Origin of the sequence: Tissierella carlieri (genome assembly GCF_018917285.1) — a bacterium.
Taxonomy (GTDB): Bacteria; Bacillota; Clostridia; order Tissierellales; family Tissierellaceae; genus Tissierella; species Tissierella carlieri.
In genome coordinates, this window is record NZ_JAHLOH010000016.1 from 189,854 (window position 1) to 208,702 (window position 18,849).

Annotated in this window: 21 protein-coding genes; all 21 read left to right on the forward strand. The window is 30.2% G+C overall.

All coding sequences use genetic code 11. The annotated features are described in order from the left end of the window. Positions 1–15 precede the first annotated feature (15 nt). On the forward strand, positions 16–1,119 hold the full coding sequence (locus KQI38_RS03500) for a D-alanyl-D-alanine carboxypeptidase family protein (protein WP_246565545.1): 1,104 nt from the start codon (positions 16–18) through the stop codon (positions 1,117–1,119). A 79-nt stretch (positions 1,120–1,198) separates the two neighbouring features. Further along, complete coding sequence (locus KQI38_RS03505; protein ID WP_216555821.1) at positions 1,199–1,906, forward strand: pseudouridine synthase; 708 nt, start codon at positions 1,199–1,201, stop codon at positions 1,904–1,906. A 17-nt stretch (positions 1,907–1,923) separates the two neighbouring features. Beyond that, positions 1,924–2,328: a GNAT family N-acetyltransferase gene (locus KQI38_RS03510; RefSeq protein ID WP_216555825.1), complete on the forward strand. Its 405-nt coding sequence runs from the start codon at positions 1,924–1,926 to the stop codon at positions 2,326–2,328. Next, positions 2,315–2,899, forward strand: coding sequence for a tRNA 5-(aminomethyl)-2-thiouridylate-methyltransferase MnmM (gene mnmM / locus KQI38_RS03515; protein WP_216555827.1), 585 nt, complete (start codon positions 2,315–2,317; stop codon positions 2,897–2,899). Before KQI38_RS03510 ends, mnmM begins: the two co-directional genes overlap by 14 nt. A 1-nt stretch (position 2,900) precedes the next feature. Beyond that, positions 2,901–4,301, forward strand: a complete 1,401-nt coding sequence (locus KQI38_RS03520; protein ID WP_216555830.1) for an oxaloacetate decarboxylase subunit alpha — start codon at positions 2,901–2,903, stop codon at positions 4,299–4,301. A 176-nt stretch (positions 4,302–4,477) separates the two neighbouring features. Next, positions 4,478–4,678, forward strand: a complete 201-nt coding sequence (locus KQI38_RS03525; RefSeq protein ID WP_216555833.1) for a 4Fe-4S binding protein — start codon at positions 4,478–4,480, stop codon at positions 4,676–4,678. Position 4,679: 1 nt separating this feature from the next. Continuing rightward, on the forward strand, positions 4,680–5,816 hold the full coding sequence (locus tag KQI38_RS03530; RefSeq protein WP_216555836.1) for a 2-oxoacid:acceptor oxidoreductase subunit alpha: 1,137 nt from the start codon (positions 4,680–4,682) through the stop codon (positions 5,814–5,816). Position 5,817: 1 nt separating this feature from the next. After that, positions 5,818–6,639 (forward strand): 2-oxoacid:ferredoxin oxidoreductase subunit beta, encoded by an 822-nt coding sequence (locus KQI38_RS03535; RefSeq protein WP_216555839.1) that lies wholly within the window; start codon positions 5,818–5,820, stop codon positions 6,637–6,639. Positions 6,640–6,641: 2 nt separating this feature from the next. Further along, on the forward strand, positions 6,642–7,205 hold the full coding sequence (locus KQI38_RS03540; protein WP_216555842.1) for a 2-oxoacid:acceptor oxidoreductase family protein: 564 nt from the start codon (positions 6,642–6,644) through the stop codon (positions 7,203–7,205). Next, a complete protein-coding gene (locus tag KQI38_RS03545; protein ID WP_216555846.1) occupies positions 7,189–8,061 on the forward strand; it encodes a MurR/RpiR family transcriptional regulator in 873 nt (290 codons plus the stop codon). Before KQI38_RS03540 ends, KQI38_RS03545 begins: the two co-directional genes overlap by 17 nt. Before the next feature lie 231 nt (positions 8,062–8,292). Beyond that, positions 8,293–8,910, forward strand: a complete 618-nt coding sequence (locus KQI38_RS03550; RefSeq protein ID WP_216555849.1) for a histidine phosphatase family protein — start codon at positions 8,293–8,295, stop codon at positions 8,908–8,910. After that, positions 8,907–10,127 carry a BaiN/RdsA family NAD(P)/FAD-dependent oxidoreductase gene (locus KQI38_RS03555; protein ID WP_216555851.1) on the forward strand — a complete coding sequence of 407 codons (1,221 nt, stop codon included), beginning with the start codon at positions 8,907–8,909 and terminating at the stop codon, positions 10,125–10,127. The genes KQI38_RS03550 and KQI38_RS03555 overlap by 4 nt, the downstream gene beginning before the upstream one ends. A gap of 119 nt (positions 10,128–10,246) precedes the next feature. After that, complete coding sequence (gene aroH, locus KQI38_RS03560) at positions 10,247–10,615, forward strand: chorismate mutase (protein WP_216555857.1); 369 nt, start codon at positions 10,247–10,249, stop codon at positions 10,613–10,615. A 47-nt stretch (positions 10,616–10,662) separates the two neighbouring features. After that, entirely contained in the window at positions 10,663–11,325 is a 663-nt protein-coding gene (cmk, locus tag KQI38_RS03565; RefSeq protein WP_216555860.1) for a (d)CMP kinase, read from the forward strand. Between the two features lie 4 nt (positions 11,326–11,329). After that, positions 11,330–11,926, forward strand: coding sequence for a lysophospholipid acyltransferase family protein (locus tag KQI38_RS03570; protein ID WP_216555863.1), 597 nt, complete (start codon positions 11,330–11,332; stop codon positions 11,924–11,926). Then, a complete protein-coding gene (locus KQI38_RS03575) occupies positions 11,926–13,890 on the forward strand; it encodes a bifunctional 4-hydroxy-3-methylbut-2-enyl diphosphate reductase/30S ribosomal protein S1 (RefSeq protein WP_216555866.1) in 1,965 nt (654 codons plus the stop codon). Before KQI38_RS03570 ends, KQI38_RS03575 begins: the two co-directional genes overlap by 1 nt. Positions 13,891–13,980: 90 nt before the next feature. Further along, positions 13,981–14,757 carry a CheR family methyltransferase gene (locus tag KQI38_RS03580; protein WP_216555869.1) on the forward strand — a complete coding sequence of 259 codons (777 nt, stop codon included), beginning with the start codon at positions 13,981–13,983 and terminating at the stop codon, positions 14,755–14,757. A gap of 38 nt (positions 14,758–14,795) precedes the next feature. Then, entirely contained in the window at positions 14,796–15,851 is a 1,056-nt protein-coding gene (locus KQI38_RS03585; RefSeq protein WP_216555873.1) for a M42 family metallopeptidase, read from the forward strand. Continuing rightward, on the forward strand, positions 15,842–16,861 hold the full coding sequence (locus KQI38_RS03590) for a M42 family metallopeptidase (protein ID WP_216555876.1): 1,020 nt from the start codon (positions 15,842–15,844) through the stop codon (positions 16,859–16,861). Before KQI38_RS03585 ends, KQI38_RS03590 begins: the two co-directional genes overlap by 10 nt. Then, entirely contained in the window at positions 16,861–17,859 is a 999-nt protein-coding gene (locus tag KQI38_RS03595) for a M42 family metallopeptidase (protein WP_216555879.1), read from the forward strand. The genes KQI38_RS03590 and KQI38_RS03595 overlap by 1 nt, the downstream gene beginning before the upstream one ends. Before the next feature lie 323 nt (positions 17,860–18,182). Beyond that, positions 18,183–18,779 carry a MerR family transcriptional regulator gene (locus tag KQI38_RS03600; RefSeq protein ID WP_216555882.1) on the forward strand — a complete coding sequence of 199 codons (597 nt, stop codon included), beginning with the start codon at positions 18,183–18,185 and terminating at the stop codon, positions 18,777–18,779. Positions 18,780–18,849: the final 70 nt, after the last annotated feature.

An 18,849-nucleotide genomic window follows, 5' to 3' on the forward strand; every position in this document is an offset into this window, starting at 1 on the left:
AGGAGGGTTTGCTTAATGAAAATATATAGATATATAAGTTTAATACTAATAATTATTTTAAGTTCTAGTATTATTGCTCATGGTGAAAATTTAGGCTTAAGTGCAGAATCTTATATTTTAATAGATGGCAATACAGGGAGAGTACTTTATGAAAGAGATGCTCATAGAAAAATGCCAATGGCAAGTACCACAAAAATAATGACAGCACTAGTTGCATTGGAAGAAGGCAGTGTTGAGGATAAAGTAACTATTAAAAGAGAATGTGTAGGTATTGAGGGGTCCAGTATATATTTAAGAGATGGGGAAATCATTACTTTAAAAGATATGCTTTATGGCTTGATGTTAAGATCAGGAAACGATGCTGCAGAAGCTATTGCTTTGCACATTGGAGGAAGCATAGAGAATTTCGTCTCTTTAATGAATAAGAAAGCTCAATCAATAGGTGCATTAAATACAAATTTTGTTAATCCACACGGCTTACATGATGATTTACATTATTCCACTGCTTATGACCTAGCTTTAATAACAAAGGCAGCATTTTCTTATGATGAATTTGCAAATATTGTAAAATCTAAATCTTATATTGCCGATAGGGAGGAAAATAATTATTTTTATAATAAGAATAAAACTCTATGGCAATATGAAGGCGGAGATGGAGTAAAAACAGGATATACGATTAGATCTGGTAGGTGTTTAGTTTCATCGGCAAGTAAAAATGGAATGCGTCTTATAGCAGTATCCCTTAGAGCTGGAGACTGGTTTAATGATAATTATAAGTTGTTAGATTATGGGTTTAATAACTATAAACAATCTTTTATATACGACAAGGGTCAGTTTGTGAAGAAAATAAACGTTACTAAAGGGAATAAAGAACATGTTAATTTAGTTGCTGAAGAAAGCTTTTTCTATCCATTAAAAGAAGGGGAAAGGGAAAAAATAAAGATTAGTATAGATGTACCTAGTGATATTGAAGCGCCTATAGAAAAAGGAGATAAAATAGGATATATTAACACATATCTTGACGGTCAGTTAATAAATAAAGGCAACTTAATAGCTAAGGCTTCAATAAAAAAGATTAATGCTTTTGAGAGATTTTTTAACAAGATTAGGTTTAAATAGAATATATATGCAATATGAATTTACTTTCCAATAAAAAAAAGGTAATATAGTAATACAAGATGGTGAAAGGGGCTTTAAAATGAGACTACAAAAATATATTGCATTATGTGGTGTAACTTCAAGAAGAAAGGCAGAAGAGCTAATATTAGAAGGTAAGGTAAAAGTAAATAATAAAATAATAAAAGAATTAGGTACTACTATAGATCCAGATAAAGATATAGTTAAAGTTAACGACAAGCGTATCCAAATGGAAGGAAGAAAGGTTTATATCATGTTAAATAAACCTGTAGGATTTGTAACAACTTTGAAAGATGAGAAGGATAGAAAAATAGTAACAGATTTAATTGAGGGAGTAAAAGAAAGAATTTATCCTGTAGGAAGGTTGGATGCTGATACTACTGGTCTATTAATTTTAACTAACGATGGAGATTTAGCATATAAGCTTACTCATCCAAGTAAAGAAATACTAAAAAGATATATTGCCATTGTAGAGGGTGTACCAAATAAATGGGAATTAGAGAAATTTAGACGTGGACTTATAATAGATGGACGTCCTACTGCTGAAGCTTATATTAAGATAGCTAAGAGATATGAAAATGAATCTATTCTAGATATTTCTATACATGAGGGAAGGAATAGACAAGTAAAAAAAATGTGCGAGGCAATAAATCATCCTGTTAAAAAATTGAAGAGGATTTCCATAGGTGAATTAGAAATTGGAGGTTTAGATATAGGTAATTGGAGATATTTAGAAAGTGATGAAATAGAATATTTGAAAAAGCTGTAATAGTAATGGAGGAAAATATGTTATTGTTACGAGAACATACCATAGATGAAATTGATAAAATTATGAGCATTTTAAAAAAAGAAGGGATCGAGGATTTAAATTTAGATGGGATTGTATATGTAGTTTTAGATGATAATGATCTAGTTGGTGTAGGAAAGGTAAGGCTAAGAGATGAAAAGTGGACATTAGAATATTTGATAATTAGAGAGGACAAAAGAAACCAAAGTTTAGGTGATGCTCTCCTTAGGGCAATACTTAACAAGCTTTTCAATCAAGGCATTGAAAATGTCTATTATAGAACAAATAGTACTTATTTAATTAAAAAAGGATTTATTTTAGGTGGTAATCAGTTAGAGTTAAATATACCTGAATTTTTCAATAAAGGTTGCAAAGGTTGTGGAGGACGTAATGAATTACAATGAAATAGTAAATACTCTGAAGATATCTAGAGATATAATTTATGAATATGTAAAAGAGGGACAAACTGTAGTTGATTGCACTGTAGGAAATGGAAACGATACAGTATTATTAGCAAGACAAGTAGGTTTAACAGGAAAAGTTTATGGATTCGATATACAAAAAGAAGCTTTGGAAGCAACACTTAAAAATTTGACTTGTGAAAATCTAGACAATAGGGTAAGATTAATAAAGGATGGTCATGAGAATATTGATTTATATATTGATGAAAAAATAGATTTTATTATTTATAATTTAGGGTATTTACCTAAGGGGAATAAGAATATTAAAACTAATAAAAACACAACTTTAGTATCTTTAAAAAAATCACTTGATTTATTAAATGATAATGGTATAATCCTTATCACTTGTTACATAGGCCATGAAGGTGGAATTGAAGAAAAAGATGCAGTAGAAGAGCTTTTAAAGGGCTTGGATCAAAAAAAATATAATGTAATAAAATATGATTTTATAAATCAAAAAAATTTCCCACCTATTTTATATGGGGTGGAGAAATCTAAAACTAGGAGGGAGTAAAATGGCAGGTGTAAAAATTACTGACACAATTTTAAGGGATGCTCATCAGTCTTTGATAGCAACAAGGATGAGATTAGAGGAAATGCTACCCATAGCAGAAAAGTTAGATAATGTTGGATTTTATGCATTGGAAGTATGGGGAGGGGCTACATTTGATTCTTGTCTAAGATTCTTAAATGAAGATCCATGGGAAAGACTTAGAGCGCTTCGAAAAGTTTTTAAAAAGACAAAGTTACAAATGCTATTAAGAGGGCAAAACCTTTTAGGTTATAGACATTATCCAGATGATGTAGTAGAAGAATTTGTAAAAAAATCTCTAGAAAATGGAATAGATATTATTAGAGTATTTGATGCATTAAATGATATTAGAAATATAAAGACATCTATTGAAGCGACAAAGAAATATGGCGGACATGCCCAAGCTGCTATTTCATATACTACTAGTCCTATACACAATACTAAATACTATGTAGATTTAGCTAAGGAAATGGAAAAAATGGGTGTAGACTCAATATGCATTAAAGATATGTCAGGAATTCTTTTGCCATATCCTGCAGAAGAACTAGTTAAAGAGATGAAAAAAGTAGTAAAAGTACCAATAGAAATACATTCACATTTTACTAGTGGAATTGCAAATCAAACTTATATGAAATCTATAGAAGCAGGAGCAGATATAATAGATACCGCAATATCACCTTTAGGAAATGGTACATCTCAACCTGCAACGGAGCCAATGATTGCATCCTTAGAGGGTTCACCTTATTATCCTAATGATATTAATATGGAATTACTACTAGAAGTATCAGATTACTTTAAGAAATTAAGAGATAAATATTTGGAAGAAGGGCTGTTAAATACTAAAGTATTAAATGTTGATGTAAATACATTAGTATATCAAGTTCCTGGTGGTATGCTTTCTAACCTAGTATCACAACTAAAGAGTCAAGGTAAAGAGGATGAATTTGATGAAGTTCTAAAAGAGGTTCCTAAAGTAAGAGAAGACTTTGGGTATCCGCCTTTAGTTACACCAATGAGTCAAATGGTAGGAACTCAAGCAGTATTTAATGTTATACTTGGTGAGAGATACAAAATGGTACCAACAGAAGCAAAAAATTATGTAAAAGGTCTATATGGTAAGCCAACTTTACCTATATCTGAAGAAATAAAGAGGAAGATCATAGGAGATGAAGAGGTATTTACGGGAAGACCAGCTGATTTAATGGAGCCACAGCTGCAACAGTTTAAGGAAGAAATTAAACAGTATATTGAGCAAGATGAAGATGTTTTGACATATGCCTTATTCCCACAAATAGCATTAGAATTCTTTAAACAAAGACAAGCAGAAAAATATAAAATAGATACTGAGTTATTAAATGAAGAATTTCAAACATATCCAGTTTAAAACAAGCCTTAAAAGGCTTGTTTTTTTGTTAGATCATTATATAAAAATTATCAATATGAAGTTAAACTTGCAAAATAAATATTAATTGGATAAAAAATGAAATAAATCTTGCAATAGATATTTCCTTTTGATATTATTGTATTAAGAAGAAATAATTACATAAGGGGGAAATTAAAGTGTCAACAAAGGCAGAAAAGTCTCTTACGGTAGATAAAAATTGGTGTAAAGGATGCGGCATCTGCGTTGCATTTTGTCCTAAAAATGTGCTTGAGATAAAAGATGGTAAAGTTAATATTAAAGACTTAGAATCATGTATACAGTGCGGACAGTGTGAGCTTAGATGTCCAGATTTTGCTATTTATTTAGGAGGTAAATAAGATGGCTGAAAAAACAATTAAATTGATGCAGGGGAATGAAGCTTGTGTAGAAGGTGCTATTGCTGCTGGTATGAAATTTTATGCGGGATATCCTATTACACCATCTACTGAAATTGCGGAGCTTTCAGCTGAAAAGCTACCGAAGATTGGCGGGAAATTTATTCAAATGGAAGATGAAATAGCAAGTATTTCTGCTACCATAGGTGCAGCTATATCTGGTGCAAAGGCGATGACAGCTACTAGCGGACCTGGATTTTCTCTTAAGCAAGAAGGAATAGGGTATGCGGTAATAACTGAAACTCCATGTGTAATTGTAAATGTTCAAAGAGGTGGTCCAAGTACAGGATTGCCGACTGCTCCAGCTCAAGGTGAAATTATGCAAGCTAGATGGGGGACTCATGGGGATCATTCTATTATAGCTTTATATCCATGGTCAGTAAAAGAAATTTATGACATAACTATTAGAGCCTTTAATCTGTCTGAAAAATATAGGACACCTGTAATTCTTCTAATGGATGAAGTAATTGGACATATGAGAGAAAAAATTGAGATATCTGATAAAAATGAAATTGAAATTTATAATAGAAAAAAACCTAATTGTCCGCCAGAAGAGTATAAGCCTTACAAAGTACAAGAGGGAGATATAGTTCCTGAAATGGCTGGCTTCGGTGAAGGATATAGATTCCATATCACAGGACTAGTACATAGTGAATCAGGTTTTCCATCTGGAAATGAAAAAGTAGCGGAATCATTGATTAATAGATTAATAGATAAAATAGAAGATAATGTAGATGATATTGTAGATGTACAAGAATATTTATTAGATGATGCTGATGTTGCTATAGTTGCTTTTGGTTCAACAGCTCGTTCCGCTAAATCTGCTGTAGATGCTTTAAGAGCAGAAGGTATAAAGGCTGGATTATTTAGACCTATTACTATTTGGCCACTAGCAGAAAAACAATTAATTAATTTAGCAAATAGAATTAATCGTATAGTGGTAGTAGAAATGAACATGGGTCAATATTTCTTAGAAGTAGATAGGGTTGCGGGAAAACATGCTAAGGTAGAGAAATATGGTCGACTTAATGGAGAACTTATAACTCCAGAAGAAATTATTTCTTTTATTAAGGAGGTTTAAAATGCCTAGTCAATTAGTTAATGAATATTTCAGAACTGAAAATTTGCCACATATTTGGTGTCCTGGATGTGGTAATGGTATAGTTACAAGATCTATAGTTAAGGCTATTGATAATTTAGGATTAGATAAAGATGATATTTGTATAGTATCTGGTATTGGATGTTCTTCAAGAGCATCTGGGTACTTAGACTTCAACACAATACACACTACTCACGGAAGAGCTCTTGCTTTTGCCACAGGTATTAAGCTAGCTAACCCAGAATTACATGTAATTGTCATAACAGGTGATGGTGATTGTTCTGCTATTGGTGGAAATCATTTAATTCATTCTGCTAGAAGAAATATAGATATTACTACTATTGTATTTAACAATAATACTTATGGAATGACAGGTGGACAATATTCACCTACTACTCCTACAGGTGATAAAGGTACCACTGCTCCTTATGGAAATATTGATGCTAACTTTGATTTGTGTGAACTTGCCAAGGCAGCAGGTGCAACTTATGTAAGTAGAGGTACTATATTTACTGCTAATATGTTGATTAAGCAGGTGGAGGAAGGAATAAAAAATAAGGGATTTTCTTTTATTGAGGCTGTAACAACTTGTCCGACTTATTATGGAAGAAAAAATAAAAAAGGTGAAGCAATAGATATGATGAAATATCTAAAAGAAAATGCTATAAATATTGCAGCTTATGATAAATTAACCGATGAGCAGAAAATAGGTAAATTTGTTATTGGAGAATTGTATAAGAATACTAGACCAGAATATGTAGAAGAATACCAAAAAATAATTGAATCTTTTTCAAAGGAGAGATAAGTATGGTACGTCAAGAATTAAGATTAACGGGTTCTGGAGGTCAAGGGCTTATATTAGCTGGAATTATATTAGCTGAGGCTGCTTTATATGATGGTATGAATGTAGTTCAATCTCAGTCCTATGGACCAGAAGCTAGAGGTGGCGCTAGTAAGGCTGAAGTAATAATTAGTAAAGATGAAATTAATTATCCTAAGGTGAATGAATGTGATATAATGCTTACACTTACACAAGCTGCATGTGATAAGTACATAAAATCATTGAAACCAGGGGGAACATTAATAATTGACAAATCTTTGGATAAGAAACCTGAAAGAGATGATATAACCATATATACAGTTCCTATATTAGAGACTGCAACTGATAAACTAGGTAAACCTATGGTAGCTAATATTATTGCTTTAGGTAGTGTATATGAATTAACAAAGATAGTAAGTAAAGATTCTCTTGAGAGAGCAGTATGTGATAGAGTGCCAAGGGGAACAGAGGAATTGAATAAAAAGGCTCTAGAGGAAGGTTTTAACCTAATAAAAGAACATAAGGAAGAGTGCTATGGAGACGTATGTTGATCTTATTAAAAATATCCAAAATAATTTTAACAACTTAAGTAAAGGGCAAAAACTCATAGCAGAGTTCATTATAAACAATTATGATAAAGCAGCTTTTATGACTGCAGCTGCTCTTGGCGATACTGTTAATGTAAGTGAATCTACTGTTGTAAGATTTGCTAATACCTTAGGTTATGCTGGATATAGGGAACTTCAAAAAGAATTGCATGAGCTAATAAAAAATAAACTTACTACTGTTCAAAGACTTACAATGACAGATGAATATTCCAATAAAGAAAATGCCTTAAAAAAGGCTATGGAAAAAGATAAGGAAAATATTGATAAAACAATAAATGAAACGGGTTATAAAGCTTTTCAAGATGCTATAGATTTAATACTTAATGCTGAAAATGTATATATTCTCGGACTAAGATCATCCTCCTTTTTAGCAGGTTATTTAGGATTTTATCTTAGCTTCTTGATAAAAGATGTAAAAGTTATTACTTCAGGCCCCAATGATGTATTTGAGCAATTATTAAAGTCAGATTCTAAGGATATAATTATTGGAATTAGTTATCCTAGATATTCTAAAAGAACTCTTGAAGCACTAGATTTTTGTAAGGAAAAGGGATGTAAAATTATTAGTATAACTGATAGTTTAATTTCACCAGCAGCTAAGTACTCAGATATATCTCTTATTGCAAGTTCTGACATGCTTTCATTTGTAGACTCATTAGTTGCTCCAATGAGTTTAATAAATGCTTTAATAGTATCTATAGGTATGGAGAAAAAGAATGATATTAGGTCTTCATTTGAAGATTTGGAAAATATCTGGAAAAAATATAATGTTTATGATGTAAATAATAAGGATAAATAAAAACTATATTAGTAATACCATTTTTGAAACCCATAGGGAAAAGACTAAGGTCTTTACTATGGGTTTCAAAAATGGCTTCTTTAATTTATCTATTTTGTATAGAAATTCTTTTATTTATGAAACTGTATCATAACAAATCTTATCATAAATGATATATTTTATTATCTAATATATTTGTTATAATATATAAATAAGTATAAATTTAGTTACTATTGTTGAGAGGTGTTATTGTTGACAAAATTATTTTTGATAAGACATGGGCAATCCGAATGGAATAAGCTTAATATGATTCAAGGACAAAAGAATACTATATTAACTGACTTAGGTAGACAACAAGCTCTTAGCCTAGGAAATAGGTTAATAAATGAAGATATAGATATAATATATGCTAGTGATTTGTCAAGAGCATATACTACGGCTAAAATCATATCTGATGTAATCCGTAAGCCTCTAATATCTAGTGAATCGCTTAGAGAAATAAATTTTGGTCCATGGGAAGGCTTGAGTATAGGGGAAATACAGGAAAAATATAACTCTGAGTATTCAATTTGGCTTAGAGAACCTCAAAGTTTAAATATGAAAGGTGCTGAAACTCTTCAAATATTGCAAGAGAGAGTTATGAAATATATAGATCACATTATTGATGAAAATAAAGGTAAAAATATTGCTGTGGTATCACATGGTGCAACATTGAAGGCACTTATTTTAGGGTTACTAAATATTGATATTTCTCACTATAAGAACATTTCATTAAAAAATGTTTCACTGAGTATAATTGAATTTAGAGATTACAATAGGGTGCTAACATCCTTAAATGATATATCCCATTTGAAGGAGTTGTCTAGATGAAAGAAAAAATTTGTATAGTAGGAGCTGGACCAGCTGGTATTATTGCCGCTGGCATCGCAGGTTCTAGAGGTAAAGATGTGACTTTAATTGAGAAAAATGAAAGGATAGGTAAGAAACTTTTTATTACTGGAAAAGGAAGATGTAATATAACTAATAATGCTCCTATTGAAGATTTTTTCGATAATGTAATGAAAAATAAGAACTTTCTTTATAGTAGCTTTTATAGTTTTACAAATAGAGATATAGTAAATCTACTTGAATCATATGGATTAGAAACAAAAGTTGAGAGAGGGAATAGGATATTTCCATTAAGTGACAAGTCCTCAGATGTTATTAAAGCTTTTCAAAAATTTTTAGTAGCTAATAATGTTAAATTATTGTTAGATACTAAAGTGAATTCTATCGATATAAAAAATGAAAAGTTTATTTTAAGAACCAATAGAGATGAAACAATTTTTGATAAGCTAGTTATTGCTACAGGAGGCAAGTCATATCCTGCTACTGGATCAACAGGTGATGGATATATTTTTGCTGAAGGATTAGGTCATAGTATTACTAAAATAAGACCATCTTTAGTTCCTGTGGAAGTTAAAGAAAGTTGGATTAAAGATTTACAGGGGTTATCTCTTAAAAATGTAACATTATCAGCCTATGCTAAGAAAAAAATCATATACGAAGAATTTGGAGAAATGATTTTTACTCATTATGGAATTTCAGGCCCTATAGTTCTTTCTATGAGTAATTATTTGTATAGATATATTAATGATGGAATTCGTCTATCAATCGATTTAAAGCCTGCTTTAGATGATAAAAAATTAGATGATAGAATTCTACGGGATTTTGAATTAAATAATAATAAAAAAATGAAAAATGCTTTAGATGATTTATTACCTCAAAAATTGATACCAATTATATTATTTTTATCAGACTTGGACCCTGAAAAAATAATAAACCAAATTACAAAAGAGGAAAGACTAAAATTATTAAACTCTATTAAAGAATTTCCTCTTACTTTTAAATTCTTTAGACCAATAGAGGAAGCTATAGTTACATCAGGAGGGGTATCTACTAAGGAAATAAATCCATCCACAATGGAATCAAAGAAAGTTCCTGGGCTATATTTTGCAGGGGAGATTATCGATGTAGATGCCTTAACTGGAGGATATAATTTGCAAATTGCTTATTCTACTGGATATTTAGCAGGAAGTAATGTATAGTTTGACTTATCTTTGTCTTTTAATTAAGCTAATAAATCATTAAAATATTGTTTCTAATTAAACCAAAATAGCTTGTTTACTACAAGGATTTAATATATAATTATTAAGGGAGTGATGCTATGAATATTGTAACTATTAGAGGAGCTATCACTGTTCCTGAAAATTCAGTTTCTAGTATACTAGAGGGTACTAGAGAGTTATTAATTGAAATCGAAAAAGAGAATAATATAGATCGGGATAAGGTTATTAGCATAATATTTTCTTGTACTAATGATTTAGATAAAGTCTATCCTGCTAAAGCAGCTAGAGAGCTGGGGTACATAAATGCTGGGTTGATGTGTTTTAATGAGATGTATGTTAAAGGAAGTCTTGATAAATGCATTAGACTAATGGTGCTTTATAACTCGATAATAAATCAAAAAGAAGTTAAACATATTTATTTGAGAGATGCGAAAATTTTAAGGCCTGATTTGTCAAATAATGCCTAAGCCACCCAGAGGTGGTTATTATTTTGTAACTGGAAACGAGGGATACTATGTTAGGTAAAAATATCACTATTGCCATAGATGGACCAGCAGGTGCTGGTAAGAGTACTATTGCAAAAAAGGTAGCAGAAGATTTATCTATTGAATATATAGATACAGGTGCGATGTATAGAGCTTTAACTCTAAAGGTATTAAAGCTGGGATTAAATCCTGAGTCGATAGACGATGTTATTGATACTATGAAAGATACTTCTATTGACTTTAGAAACAATCATATCTATCTTGATGATATTCAAGTGGATAAAGAGATAAGAGAAAATATAATTAATAAGAATGTTTCTTTTATTGCACAGATCAAAGAGGTAAGAGAAGGTATGGTTAAAATCCAACAGGAATTAGCTAGAACAAAGTCAATCATTATGGACGGTAGGGATATAGGTACTGTAGTTTTGCCAGATGCAGATTTTAAGTTTTTTCTTACAGCAAGTGTTGAAGAGAGAGCATGTAGAAGGTATAAAGAATTACTAGAAAAAGGAGAAAGTGGAATATCCTATGAACAGATAAAGGAAGAAATAGAAAATAGAGATAGGATAGATAGTACTAGAGAAATTGCTCCTTTAACGGAAAGTAAAGATGCCTATAGACTTGATACTACCAACAAAACTATAGATGAGTGTGTAAAGGACATTATATCTATAGTTAAAAGGGGGTAGTAATATGTATCTTTATAATGTAGTAAAATTAATAGCAAGTGTAGTTTTTAGATTATTATATAGAATAGAGGTGCATGGGAAAGAGAATATAACTAAAGAAGGAAGACTAGTATTGTGTTCTAATCATATAAATAATTTAGATCCCATTCTTATATCTATTGTATTTCCAAGACAAGTCTGCTGGATGGCAAAAAAACAAATTTTCAAGAGTAAGATACTATCTTATCTATTAAATAAAATGGGAACATTTCCTGTAGATCGTGAAGAATCAGATTTATCTGCAATAAAAAACTCATTAAAGGTTCTTAAAAAAGAAGGAGTATTAGGAATTTTTCCAGAAGGAACTAGGGTTAAAGAAGCTAATATAGAAAATGCAAAACCTGGAATTGCATTGATAAGTATAAAAGCTCAGTCACCAGTTTTACCTGTCTACATTGAGGGTAGTTTTAAGCTTTTTAGTAAGATAAAAATTAGTTTTGGTAAACCTATTGACTTCTCCCATAGCTATGATAAAAAATTAACCACTGAAGATTATCGCTTATTTAGTAAAGACATTCTACAATCAATATATTCAATTAAGAATAAAGAGGAGGGAATATAGTGGAAATAATTATAGCTGATAATGCTGGATTTTGTTTTGGTGTGAAGAGAGCGGTGGATATTACAAGTGATGAACTTTTAAGTGCTAATAAGGACATTTATTCGCTTGGTCCCTTAATTCATAATTCTCAAGCGGTAAAAAAATTTGAAGAAAAGGGCTTGAAAACAATTGATAATATAGAAGGAATCCAAGATAGTAGGATTATTATTAGATCTCATGGTGTAAGTAAATCCGTTATTGATAAAATTAATAAGATGAATTTAGATATCATTGATAGTACCTGTCCTTATGTAAAATCTGTGCATAAGAGGGTTGAAGAATATCAAGATCAAGGATATAATATAGTAATAATTGGAGATCCAGATCATCCAGAGGTAATAGGAATAAATGGTTGGTGCAATGACAAGGCATTTATTGTAAATTCTTTAGAAGAGGCAACAAATTTGCCTAGAATGGATAAAATATGTGTAGTTTCTCAAACTACAAATACACAAGAAAAATTTGAAACTATATCAAAGCTAATCAATGAGAAAGGTAATGAAGTAAAAATATTTAATACAATTTGCAATGCTACTAATATTCGGCAGGAATCTTGTAAAGAAGTAGCGAGCAAGGTAGATGCTATGATTGTAATAGGTGGATATCATAGTTCAAATACAAATAAGTTGGTAGAAATTAGTAAAAAGTATTGCAATAATGTATATCATATTGAAACTTCAAAAGAATTACCTTTACAAATGCTATCAAAATTTAATAAAATAGGAATAACAGCAGGTGCTTCTACACCTGATTGGATAATTAAGGAGGTAGTTGAAATAATGGACAATATTAACAACAATGAAATGATGGAGGCAATTGAAAATTCTTTTACTAGGATTCATAGGGGAGATGTGCTGAAGGGTGAAGTAATTTATGTTACCAATAATGAAGTTATGGTCAATATAAATTATAAGTCTGACGGTATTGTTAATAGAGAAGAGTTATCTAATGATCCAGATGTAAAACCAAAGGACTTATATAAAGTAGGAGATGAAATAGATGTTTATGTGGTAAAGCTGGATGATGGTGAAGGAAATGTCGTGCTTTCTGCAAAGAGAGTAAATGATTTTAAAAACTGGGATATTATTGAAAAACTATTTAATGATAAAGAAAGAGTTGAATGTAAGGTTTTAAATAGCATTAAAGGCGGACTTTCTGTACTAGTAAACGGAGTTAGCGGATTTATGCCTGCTTCTCAAGTTTCTACTAATTTTGTATCTGATTTAGGTGTATATAAAGGCAAGACTTTAGTAGCTAAGATTATTGATTTTGATAAAGAGAAGAAGAGAATTATATTATCTAGAAAAGAAGTGGAAAGAGAAGAATTAAATAATAGAAGAAAAGAATTATGGGCAAACCTTGAAGTAGATCAAATAGTAGAAGGTGTTGTACAAAGATTAACTGATTTTGGAGCCTTCGTAGATCTAGGAGGAGTTGATGGGTTAATTCATATATCAGACTTATCTTGGAATAGAGTAAAGCATCCATCAAATGTTGTTAAAGAAGGTCAAAAAGTTTTAGTTAGAATATTATCTCTTGATAAAGAAAAAAATAGAATTTCTTTAGGATTAAAACAAACCGTTGAGGAGCCATGGTCTGCTTTTTCTAAAAATATAAATGTGGGAGATATAGTTGAAGGAACAGTTGTAAATCTATTAGATTTTGGAGCATTTGTTAGATTAAAAGAGGGAGTAGATGGATTACTTCATGTTTCACAGATATCTAAGGAGCATATTAATAAACCTTCAGATGTATTAAAAGTAGGCGAAAAAATTAATGTAAAAGTTATTGATATTAATGAAGAAGATAGGAAAATTAGCTTAAGTTTAAAAGATGCTATAGAAACAAATGATGTTGTTGAAGAAAATATTATCTTAAATGAAGAACCAGAAGTAACTATTGGAGATATTGTAGATAAAAATTAATAAATTGAAAAATATTAAGGGTTTTGATGTAATATAATTACATTGAGGCCCTATATTGCATTTTTGCTTAAACAATTTTGGGAGGTAAAAATGGACAAGTATGAAATATTCAAGAAAAATGTGAATGAATTAATAAATATAGACTTGAACTATTATAAAGAAAAACAAATGAAGAGAAGAATATCATCTCTTCTAACTAGAAATAGTTTTAAAGATTTTGATGATTATTTTATTGGATTAAAAAATAATAGGGATCTTCTAGAACAGTTTATTAACTATTTAACAATAAATGTTTCTGAATTTTATCGTAATCCCTCTCAATGGGATGTGTTGGAAAAAGATATCATTCCTTCTTTAATGGCAAAGAATAAAAGAGGATTTAAAATTTGGAGTGCAGCTTGCTCAACTGGAGAAGAGCCTTATTCTTTAGTTATGATGTTATCTAATTTTTTTCCTTTAAAGGATATAAAGGTATTAGCAACAGATATTGATGAAGAAGCCATGAGTAAAGCAAAGTTGGGACTTTATAGTGAAAAGTCACTAGCAAATTTACCACGAGGTTTTAAAGAAAAATATTTTAGTAAAATTGAAGGTTCATATAGAATATCAGAAGATATTAAAAAATGTGTTGAATATAAGAAAATGGATTTATTAAAAGATAGATTTCCTTCAAATATAGATTTAATAACTTGTCGTAATGTAATGATTTATTTTACTGAGGATGCAAAAGAACTTCTATATTCTAAATTTTATAATTCTTTGAATGATAATGGAATATTGTTCGTGGGAAGTACTGAACAAATAATTATGCCTGAAAAACATAAATTAAAGGCAGCAAGAACTTTTTTCTATGAAAAAATAATTTAATTATTAAATAAAATTATCAAATAAAGGAGGGCATAAATTTGGATACCAAGATATTTTTAGAACTATTGTGTAATAATAAAGGTGTTTCAGGATATGAGCATACTTTAAAAGATGCAATAGTCTCAGCTTTTAACGAATTTACTGATGATATTACAGTAGATAAGCTTGGAAACATTATAGCACTGAAAAAAGGATCATCCGATGAAAATAATGTAAAAATAATGATTGCAGCTCATATGGACGAAATTGGTTTGATGGTAAAAGATGTTGAAGAAAACGGATTCATTAGATTTACTAATATAGGTGGATTTGATCCTAGGACCATATTAGGACAAGAAGTTATTGTACATGGTAAAGAAGACATTTTTGGTGTTATAGGCTCTAAACCACCTCATTTACAAGAAGCATCTGAACATGATAAGGCCATAAAAATGGAAGATATGATTATAGACATTGGATATTCAAAAGAAAAAGTGAATGAACTTGTAAGTATAGGGGACTCCATAACCATTAGGAGGACAATGGCTAATTTACAAGGGACAAGAATAGCAGCAAAAGCTTTAGATGATAGGGCAGGAATAGCCGCTATTTATGAGTGTGTTAAAGAGTTAAGCAAGATGAAACATGAAGCTGATGTATATTTTGTTTCTACAGTTCAAGAAGAAGTTAGTATGGCAGGAGCATTGGTTAGTTCTTATAAGATTAATCCAGATATAGGTATTGCTGTAGATGTTGGATTTGGGACAACTCCTGAACTTTCTAAGTCTGATTCAATAGAGTTAGGAAAAGGACCTGGCATTACATTGGGAGGAAATATTCATCCTACATTAAGAAAGAGACTTACTGAAATAGCTGGAGAATATAATATTCCATTTCAAATGGAAATATCTCCAGGGCCAACTGGTACTGATGCAAGGGCTATGCAAATAACTAGAGAAGGGATTCCTTCCTTAGTTTTATCTATACCACTAAGATATATGCATACATCTGTTGAGGTGGTAGATATGGTAGATATAAAGCATACTGCTAAGTTATTGGCATTCTTTATCGCTTCTATTTCAAATGAGAATTTGGAGGGATTATTATGCTATTAAAACAACTAACAGAATTGTCAGGAGTATCTGGTAATGAAAAAGAAGTTAGGGATTTTATAATCTCTGAGATAAAAGATTATGTTGACAGTTTTAAGATAGATGGAATAGGGAATATTATTGCATATAAAAAAGGTAAGAATACTAATAAAACATTAATGGTTACTGCACACATGGATGAAGTTGGATTACTTGTTAAAGAGATTGATAATATAGGTTTACTTAAATTTACTACAGTAGGTGGAATAGATAAGAGAATTTTAGTATCAAAGCCTGTTTTAGTTGGAAAAAATAAAATTATGGGTGTAATTGGTGCAAAGCCAATTCACTTACAAAAAAGAGAAGAGTGGGTGAGAGCTTTATCTATAGATGAACTATATATAGATATAGGTGCTAAATCCAAAGAAGAAGCTGAAAAATTAGTGAGTATAGGTGATTATGTATCCTTTGCATCTGATTATGTAGAGTTTGGTGAAAGTCTAGTTAAGGCAAAAGCACTTGACAATAGGGTTGGATGTTCAATTTTAGTTAATTTAATTAAAGAGGTAAAAGATGTTAGTTTCTATGCAGTTTTTACAGTAATGGAGGAAGTAGGACTAGTTGGAGCTGGACCAGCTGCTTATGAAGTTAATCCAGATATTTCAATAGTTTTAGAAGGAACACTATGTTATGATATGCCAAAGCTTGATACACATTTAGTTCCTACTTATCTTAACAAGGGACCTGCAATATCTTTAATAGATAGAACAACAGTATTTAATCACGAATTTAGAAAAAAAATAGTTAGTATTGCAGAAAAGAATAATATTCCATATCAATATAGAAAAACTTCTATGGGAGGAAATGATTCTGGGAAAATTCATACTACTAAGGAAGGCTCAATAACCACTACTATATCGGTACCTTGTAGGTATATACATTCACCAGCATCTGTAATGAGCAAAAATGACTATGATAATACTTATTTACTTCTAAAGGCAATTTTATCTGAATTTGAAAGGGAGGAATTATAATGAATATAAACTTTAACTTATTAAAAGGGCTAGCTGGAATCTATGGTCCAGCAAGCAACGAAAAATTAATAAGAGAATACATTATAAACGAGATCAAGGATTTTGTAGATGAGACCTTCGTAGATGCATTAGGTAATTTAATTGCTAGAAAAAAAGGTAACGGGAAAAAAATCATGATTTCTGCTCACATGGACCAAATCGGACTTATGGTAATTGATATAGACGAAAAAGGGTTTTTAAGATTTACAAATGTAGGTGGAATTTCTCCTGCTGTTTCCATAAGTCAACAGGTTATATTTGAAAATGGAACTATTGGAGTTATTTATGCTGAACCTGTAGATGATATATCCAAATTAAAACTAGAAAATATGTATATAGATATTGGTGCTTTTAGTAAAGAAGAAGCAGAGGAAAAGATAAGTATAGGTGATATTTGTATATATAAATCGGAATATGTGGAAAATCAAAATGTTGTATTTACTCCTTATTTAGATGATAGAGTAGGGTGTTTCATTGCTATTGAAGCTCTAAAATCTATAAACAATCCGGTTAATGACCTATATTTTGTTTTTTCAGTTCAAGAAGAAGTAGGCCTCAGAGGAGCTAAGACTGCAGCATATAGAGTTGATCCTGATGTAGGTATAGCTTTGGATGTAACTAGTAATGGTGACACACCTAAGGCAAAGAGATTTGCAATAGGCTTAAATAAAGGAGCTGCTATTAAAGTAAAAGATAATTCTATTATTTGTCATCCAAAAGTAAAAGATTTACTTGTTTCTATAGCTAAAAATAATGAAATTCCTTATCAAATGGAAGTATTAGAATTTGGAGGTACAGACTCAGGGGCTATTCATATTAATAAAGAAGGAGTTCCATCAGGAGTAATTTCTGTACCTACTAGATATGTTCACTCTACTGTAGAAATGGCATCTAAGAATGATATAATTAATTGTACAAAACTTTTAGTAGAATTTTTAGAAGATAATTTAAATATATAATAAAAAAACGGCTGATAATTCAGCCGTTTTTTTTATAATGAATAGAAAGTTCTACTTTAACATTTTAAAATTTAGAACTTTCCTTCAATGAGTTTTAAGCAGATTGGCGAAATCTTTGATTTAGTGCAAGTCACTTATGCAATCGCCAATAAAAGCTTCATTAATTATACTTTATTAGAAAATTTTATTATATTATATACAATTCTGTTTTTAATTGTTTTATTTTAGGGGAATTTGTATGAAAAAGTTTTTCAAAAATTAGAGGAATTAAAAATTATTTGGAGAATTATATAGTAGTAGATTGGATTTGAGGGGGATTTATTATGTTAGATTTAAATCATGAATACACTATATCAGAAGTATCTGAGATTACTGGATATGCTCCACATGTTTTAAGATATTATGAAAAAGAATTTGAAATTGATGTTCCTAGAAATAATTCAAATCATAGATATTTTACATATAAAGAGATTGAATTAATACAATATATAAAGACTCTACAAGATAAAGGTTTTACTAATAAACAGATAAAACTTATAATACAGTCTCCAGAAATTATGATGAATAATCAGGAGACGACAGATGTAGTTCCAGTTGATGACAATATATATTTTGATACATATCAATTGGCTAAGGAAATAAGTACGACATTGGAGGAAGAATTTTTTGATAAATTGTTTAATCATATTAATGAAGGTTCAGAGAAAAATATTAAAGTAATAGAGGAATTAAAAAATGAAGTTGCAATGCTTAGAAATGAATTGAACTCTAAGGAACGTGATGTGCTTATATGTGAAAACGCTAAGCTTAAAATGAAGGTTAAAGAAAAAACTTTTGAAAATATAGAATTAATAGAAAAGCTAAAGAAAACAGAAGAAAAACAAGTAGGATTATTTAGCAAGATATTTAAAACTAAATAATAAGTGGCACATGTCTCATTCTTATCTCTATTTAAATTTTTAAATTTATTATATTTTTTACTTAAGAATA

What these genes read in the sequence shown, in the direction of transcription:
- KQI38_RS03500 (WP_246565545.1), top strand. Translation starts at nt 16, where the DNA reads ATGAAAATATATAGATATATAAGTTTAATACTAATAATTATTTTAAGT.
- KQI38_RS03505 (WP_216555821.1), top strand. Translation starts at nt 1,199, where the DNA reads ATGAGACTACAAAAATATATTGCATTATGTGGTGTAACTTCAAGAAGA.
- KQI38_RS03510 (WP_216555825.1), top strand. Translation starts at nt 1,924, where the DNA reads ATGTTATTGTTACGAGAACATACCATAGATGAAATTGATAAAATTATG.
- mnmM (WP_216555827.1), top strand. Translation starts at nt 2,315, where the DNA reads ATGAATTACAATGAAATAGTAAATACTCTGAAGATATCTAGAGATATA.
- KQI38_RS03520 (WP_216555830.1), top strand. Translation starts at nt 2,901, where the DNA reads ATGGCAGGTGTAAAAATTACTGACACAATTTTAAGGGATGCTCATCAG.
- KQI38_RS03530 (WP_216555836.1), top strand. Translation starts at nt 4,680, where the DNA reads ATGGCTGAAAAAACAATTAAATTGATGCAGGGGAATGAAGCTTGTGTA.
- KQI38_RS03535 (WP_216555839.1), top strand. Translation starts at nt 5,818, where the DNA reads ATGCCTAGTCAATTAGTTAATGAATATTTCAGAACTGAAAATTTGCCA.
- KQI38_RS03540 (WP_216555842.1), top strand. Translation starts at nt 6,642, where the DNA reads ATGGTACGTCAAGAATTAAGATTAACGGGTTCTGGAGGTCAAGGGCTT.
- KQI38_RS03545 (WP_216555846.1), top strand. Translation starts at nt 7,189, where the DNA reads ATGGAGACGTATGTTGATCTTATTAAAAATATCCAAAATAATTTTAAC.
- KQI38_RS03555 (WP_216555851.1), top strand. Translation starts at nt 8,907, where the DNA reads ATGAAAGAAAAAATTTGTATAGTAGGAGCTGGACCAGCTGGTATTATT.
- aroH (WP_216555857.1), top strand. Translation starts at nt 10,247, where the DNA reads ATGAATATTGTAACTATTAGAGGAGCTATCACTGTTCCTGAAAATTCA.
- cmk (WP_216555860.1), top strand. Translation starts at nt 10,663, where the DNA reads ATGTTAGGTAAAAATATCACTATTGCCATAGATGGACCAGCAGGTGCT.
- KQI38_RS03570 (WP_216555863.1), top strand. Translation starts at nt 11,330, where the DNA reads ATGTATCTTTATAATGTAGTAAAATTAATAGCAAGTGTAGTTTTTAGA.
- KQI38_RS03580 (WP_216555869.1), top strand. Translation starts at nt 13,981, where the DNA reads ATGGACAAGTATGAAATATTCAAGAAAAATGTGAATGAATTAATAAAT.
- KQI38_RS03590 (WP_216555876.1), top strand. Translation starts at nt 15,842, where the DNA reads ATGCTATTAAAACAACTAACAGAATTGTCAGGAGTATCTGGTAATGAA.
- KQI38_RS03595 (WP_216555879.1), top strand. Translation starts at nt 16,861, where the DNA reads ATGAATATAAACTTTAACTTATTAAAAGGGCTAGCTGGAATCTATGGT.
- KQI38_RS03600 (WP_216555882.1), top strand. Translation starts at nt 18,183, where the DNA reads ATGTTAGATTTAAATCATGAATACACTATATCAGAAGTATCTGAGATT.